Raw genomic sequence first — 5,216 nt, forward strand, 5'->3', positions numbered from 1 at the left:
CTCCTGGAGGGCGGCGGACCGCTCCTCCTGCTCTGCTGCCACCCGCTCGCCGTCCTCGGCCGCGCTGTGCAGCGCGCGTACGAGGTCGATGGCGGCGGTGGCCCGGGCGGCGAGCGCGGGGGCCGCGTCGCGCTCGGCGTCGCGGATGGCGACGGCCACACGCGCGGAGCGGTCGGCGGCGGCGCGGTGGCGCAGTACCGCTTCGGCGGCCTGCCAGGCGGAGTGCAGGGTGCGGGCGTCGGCGAGCTCGCGGCGCTGGGCGGCGGCGCCCTTCTCGGCGGCGGCGAGGGCCAGCGAGGCGTGCCGGTAGGCGAGTTCGGCGGAGATCAGCGCGCTGTGGCCGCGTGCGGTCTCGGCCTCGGTGACGGTGTGCGCGGCGGAGGCGACCTGCTGGGCGAGTTCTGCCGTACGGCCGCGTTCCTCGGCGGCGCGGGCGGACAGCCGCCGGGACAGGGTGCGGGTGCGCCGCTCCGCGCCGTTGTGGATGTCGCGGGCACGCCCCCGGGTGGCTGCGGCGTCGACGATGCGGCCGAGGAGGTCGACGGATCCTGCGGTGAAGTCGCGCTCGGCCATCAGCTCGGCGCGGCGGCCCAGTTTGTTGCCGAAGCCGTGGACGAGGTCGGCGAGGCCGTCGGTGTCGCGGGTGTCGGTGACGGCGCGCAGCAGGAGATCGGTGAAGTCGGAGTCCTTCTTCACCGCGAAGAGTCCTGCGGCCTCGCCCTCGTCCGCGTTCATCTCGCGCTGGTAGCGGAAGAGTTCGGGGTCGAGGCCGAGCTCGCCGAGGTGCTCGTTCCAGCGGTCGTGGATCTCTTCCCAGTGGATGTCGAGGTGCGGGTACGCCTTGCCCGCCTCGGTGATCGCGTCCCGGAAGCCCTTCATGGTGCGGCGGCGCCCCTGGGCGCCCGACGCTCCCTCAAGAGGGCGCCGTACGGCGGTGGACTCGGCGACCGGCAGTGAGTCGAGGCTCAGCCCGGGGCCCGGCCGGAAGGAGTACCAGGCCTCGGCGAACTTGCGGGGGTCGCCCGAGACCTGCCGCCCGCGCCACTCGCTGACCTTGCCGACGACGACGCACTCGCCGGTGAGGGTGTGCTGCCACTCCAGGGCGACGTGCCCGCAGTCGTCGGCGAGCAGGAACTTGCGGAGCACGCCGGAGCTGGCGCCGCCGAGGGTGTTGCGGTGGCCCGGCAGCATGACCGAGAAGATCAGCTTGAGGAGGACGGACTTGCCGCCGCCGTTCTCCAGGAAGAGGACGCCGGCGGGCGCGGGACGCCGGGGCGGTCCGACCGGCTCGACCTCGAAGAACTCGGCCTGGGCGGGGGGGGGGTGGGGCACGGGGGCGCCTACCCCGCGCAGGTCGAGCACGGTGTCGGCGTAGCGCGCACCTGCGGGTCCGATGGAGTAGAGGCGGACCCGGGACAACTCGTACATGGGGGCGGGCTCTCAGTCGTTGTCGCGGTGGATTTACGCGTGGAAGGGCAGGCCGGCGTCGGCTGCCAGGTCGAGGTCGTCGGCGTCGGACGGCGGCACGAGCGTCGCCGTGCCGTCCGTGACGGGGACGATGCCGAGTTCGAGCAGTTCGGCCATGGCGGCGCTGCCCGCCATGTCGCGGACCTGGAGCTGGTAGCGGGCGGTGGTGCGGTAGGAGCCGCCCGCGTCGTCGCCGGTGCGCTGCAGGAAGCCGGAGTCGGTGAGGAAGGCGGCGGCCTTGCCGACGATGCCGGTGGTGGAACCGGCGAGGCGGCGGGCGTCCTTGGTGGCGCCGGTGGCGCTGCGCCGGGAGTAGATCCGCCAGGCGGACTCCAGTCCCGGGGCCTCGGTGGCGGGGTCGGTGTTCTCCCCGGCCTCTTCGGCGCGCTCCTCCAGGCGGCGGCAGGCCTGCCGTACGAAGGCGTCGACGCCGTTGACGGTGAGCCGGCCGATGTACCCGTCGTCGGCGAGGTCCTCGGGGCGCGGGAAGGCCATGGCGGCGACGGCGAGGTGGGCGAGGCCGTGCAGGAAGCGGTCGGCGGACTCGGCCGACGCGCGGCGGGCGTAGTCGCCCATGCGGACGGCGAAGACGGAGTCCTCGTCGGCGGAGACGGCCATTCCGGCGCGCGTGGAGACTTCGAGCACGACGAGGCCGAGGCCGGTGGCGACGGCGTCGGCGAGCCGGGCGAAGGAGGCCTCTTCGCGGTAGCGGCGCAGCAGTTCGGCGTACTCGGCGTCGCGGGCGGGGAGCAGCTTGGGCTGGAGCCCGAAGGAGACCAGCCGGGCGGCGTCGGCCGCGTCGGCGGGGGTGATGGGGGCGGGAGCGGGGGGAGCCGTGTCGACGGGGTCGCTGCTCCACGCGGGGGGTTCGGCGTGGGGGTCGATCACGGGTGGTGCTCCTTGGCTTTGGTGGGGGGTACGGGGGTGGCGGGGGCCCTCGTGGGGGCGGGGTGTCGGGGTGGGGCCGCAGCGGCGGGTGCGACTCCGTCGGGGGCAGCCCCCTTGCCCGTCCGTTCCGCCTCCTTGGGGCGGCCCCGTCGCCCAAGGGGGCTGCGGAGCGCAAGGGGGCTGCGCCCCAGGTGTCTCATGACGCCTCCGCCCGTCCCGAGGCCATGCCCGCCGCGTCCAGCAGCGCGGTGCCCACGATGAGGTCGGCGCCGCCGAACTCCGGGTCGTCCAGCTGCATGCCGTCGTCGACCGCGAACAGCAGCCGCTCCTCGCCCTGCCGGTACGCGGTGCCGACGGGCGGGCTCGCGGCGTGCACGGCGAGCAGCGCGACCAGGTACGGCAAATCGGCGTCGCGCTTGCGGGCCTCGGCGAGCAGCCCGGACAGCCGCCGGGGTGCGTCGTGCGGGAGGTCGAGCAGCTCCATGGCGTCGGCGAGCTGCTCCTCGCTGAAGCGGCTGTCGTCCGGGGTGGCGATGAGGTCGGGCTCGGGCATCTCGGCGCCCAGGTGCTCGCGCTCCAGGGGCGGGGTGAGCAGTATGTCGACGAGGTCGCCGACCCGCACCGAGACGGGGGTGCGCAGGCCCGCGCCGTGGGCGAAGAAGGCGTCGGTGACGCGGACCGCCTCCTCAAGAGGCAGCGGCAGTACGGGCGCGACGAGCTGGCCGTACAGGTCGAGTCCGGAGTGCGCGGACGTCGGCGCGAACGCCTGGCGGTCCTGCTCGGCGCGGAACAGCGGTCCGGCCTCCAGGAGGCGGGACTGGAGCTGGGTGTGGCGGCGGATGCAGTCCTTGACGATGTCGACGAGCTCGGCGGCGCGGCGCTTCTGCTCGGGGTCCTCGGACTCGTCGCGGGCCTTGCGGATGTTGGTGAGGATCGCGTTCTCGTGGCGGTAGCGGTCGGCGACGTGGTCGAGGGCCTCGGCGATCATGTCGGGGACGGCGTGGAGCCAGTCGACCGCGCGGACGTTGCGCCGGGTGGCTTCGAGGGTGCGGCGCAGCGTCTCGGCGTACTGGACGGTGCGGTAGCGGGCCTGCTCGGCGGCGAGCTGGGCGTCGGCGAGGCGGCCCCGGCTGATCAGGACCTCCAGCTTGACCTCGGCGGCGATCTGGGCGCTGGTGACATCGGTGTCCAGGGCGCCGACGAGTACGTTGACCGCTTCGTCGGTGGTGCGCAGGAAGACCCCGCCGCCGTATCCGGCGACTTCCTCGACGAGCTTGAAGTCGTAGTCACGGCGGGTGTACACACCATCGGTGCCGAAGGTGCCGTAGACGGCGCGGAAGCCGCGGTCGACGCTGCCGACGTTGATCAGGTTCTCCAGGACCCAGCGGGCGACGCGCTCGTGCTCGGCGGCCGGGCGGCGGGGGGCCTGGGCGGCCACGCGCGGCAGCAGCCGGGAGACGAGTCGCTCGTGGTCGGCGCCGGTGTCGAAGTCCATGTTGAGCGTGATCAGGTCGATGGCGGCGAGGGCGACCTCGGCCATCGCGTAGACCGTGTACTCGCCCGCGAGGTTCGCCTTGCGCACGTCGAGGTCGTGCAGCGGGGCGGTGCAGGCGAGCGCACGAAGGCGCCGCGCGAGCCCTTCGTCGGCGGCCGGGCCCTGGGCGGGCCGCGGCCCCGCGCTGAGCTGGGGCGGAACGAATTCCGTCGAGGCAGGCGAAGTCACGTGGCACAGATTAGGTCCTCGCACTGACAACGGTCGAAACGGCCCAGATGGGAACGCTTGCCCCGGGGGTGGCAGCCCGCTCACGGAGCCCGGCCCGAGGGCCGCCGGGGTCGGGCCCGGGGCACTCGGAAACAGCAGCGGGCCGCATTCGGGAACAGCCGTGGGAGGCGCTCGGGAACGGCCGCGGGAGACGCTCGGGAACGGCCACGGGCGGCAGCGGGAACAGCCCTGCCGGACGCTCGGGAACAGCCCTGCCGGACGCTCGGGACCTGCCGTGCCGGACGCTCAGAACCTGCCGCGGGTGGGGACGCTCGGGGTCCAGTTGCCGCTCCCGATGCATGCGGCGTACAGGTCGACGAGCAGGCCGCGCGAGTCGTCGAGGTAGTCCGCCAGGAGGCCCTCGGCGCGCACGCGGTCGCCGGCGGCCAGCGCGGCCACGATCTCCCGGTTCCGTACGAGGTAGGGCTGGTGCAGCCGCTGCGGGTCGGACACCACGTGGAAGGCCAGCCGCAGTTCGGCGAGGACGCCGCGCATCAGCTCGTCGGTGCGGGGGCTGCCGGCGAGGGCGACCAGCTCGCGGTGGAAGTGGATGTTGGCGGTGGACACGCGCGGCCAGTCGCCGGCGGCTGCGGCCTTCTCGCCCCCGGTGACCACGGTGTCGAGCGCCTCGACCGCGAAGGGGGGCGCGGCGAGGTTGCGTACGACCGCGCACTCCACGAGGCGGCGGGTGCGGTAGATGTCCTCGACGTCCGCCACGGCGAGCACCCTGACGAAGACGCCCCGGTTGAGCTCGTGGACGAGCAGCCGCTCGTGGGTGAGCAGCCGGAACGACTCGCGCAGGGTGTTGCGGGAGACGCCGAGCGCCTTGCCGATGCTGTCCTCGGAGAGCCGTTCCCCGGGCGGGAAGAAACCCTCGGCGATGCGGGTGCGCAGGATGTCCGCGACCCGTTCCGCCGTGCTGGTGCGTCCCAGCAGCAGGCGGTCGTCCGCCAGCCCGCCGACTTCGGCCCCCGTCGTCACCACAGCACCCCAACTCCTCGGCCCGGAGCGCGCGTCCGGCTGTGCCGCCCATCGTAGAAGCAGTACGCACCACAAGATCGCGGAGGAGGGTGTCGCCGGGGAGGGCGGTGTGCCCGGG

General features: G+C 74.1%; 3 protein-coding genes and 1 pseudogene. All 4 read right to left on the bottom strand.

Annotation, left to right across the window (positions count from 1 at the left end):
- Positions 1-1,428 (bottom strand): annotated as a pseudogene (locus tag ACWGIG_RS36665) (hypothetical protein); the annotation flags it as partial.
- 33 nt (positions 1,429-1,461) lie between these two features.
- On the bottom strand, positions 1,462-2,355 hold the full coding sequence (locus ACWGIG_RS36670) for a hypothetical protein (protein WP_453326045.1): 894 nt from the start codon (positions 2,353-2,355) through the stop codon (positions 1,462-1,464).
- A gap of 196 nt (positions 2,356-2,551) precedes the next feature.
- A complete protein-coding gene (locus ACWGIG_RS36675) occupies positions 2,552-4,078 on the bottom strand; it encodes a hypothetical protein (RefSeq protein WP_453326046.1) in 1,527 nt (508 codons plus the stop codon).
- A 285-nt stretch (positions 4,079-4,363) separates the two neighbouring features.
- Positions 4,364-5,101 (bottom strand): GntR family transcriptional regulator, encoded by a 738-nt coding sequence (locus ACWGIG_RS36680; RefSeq protein ID WP_453326047.1) that lies wholly within the window; start codon positions 5,099-5,101, stop codon positions 4,364-4,366.
- Positions 5,102-5,216 lie beyond the last annotated feature (115 nt).

It is taken from the genome of Streptomyces sp. NPDC054863 (genome assembly GCF_053610825.1).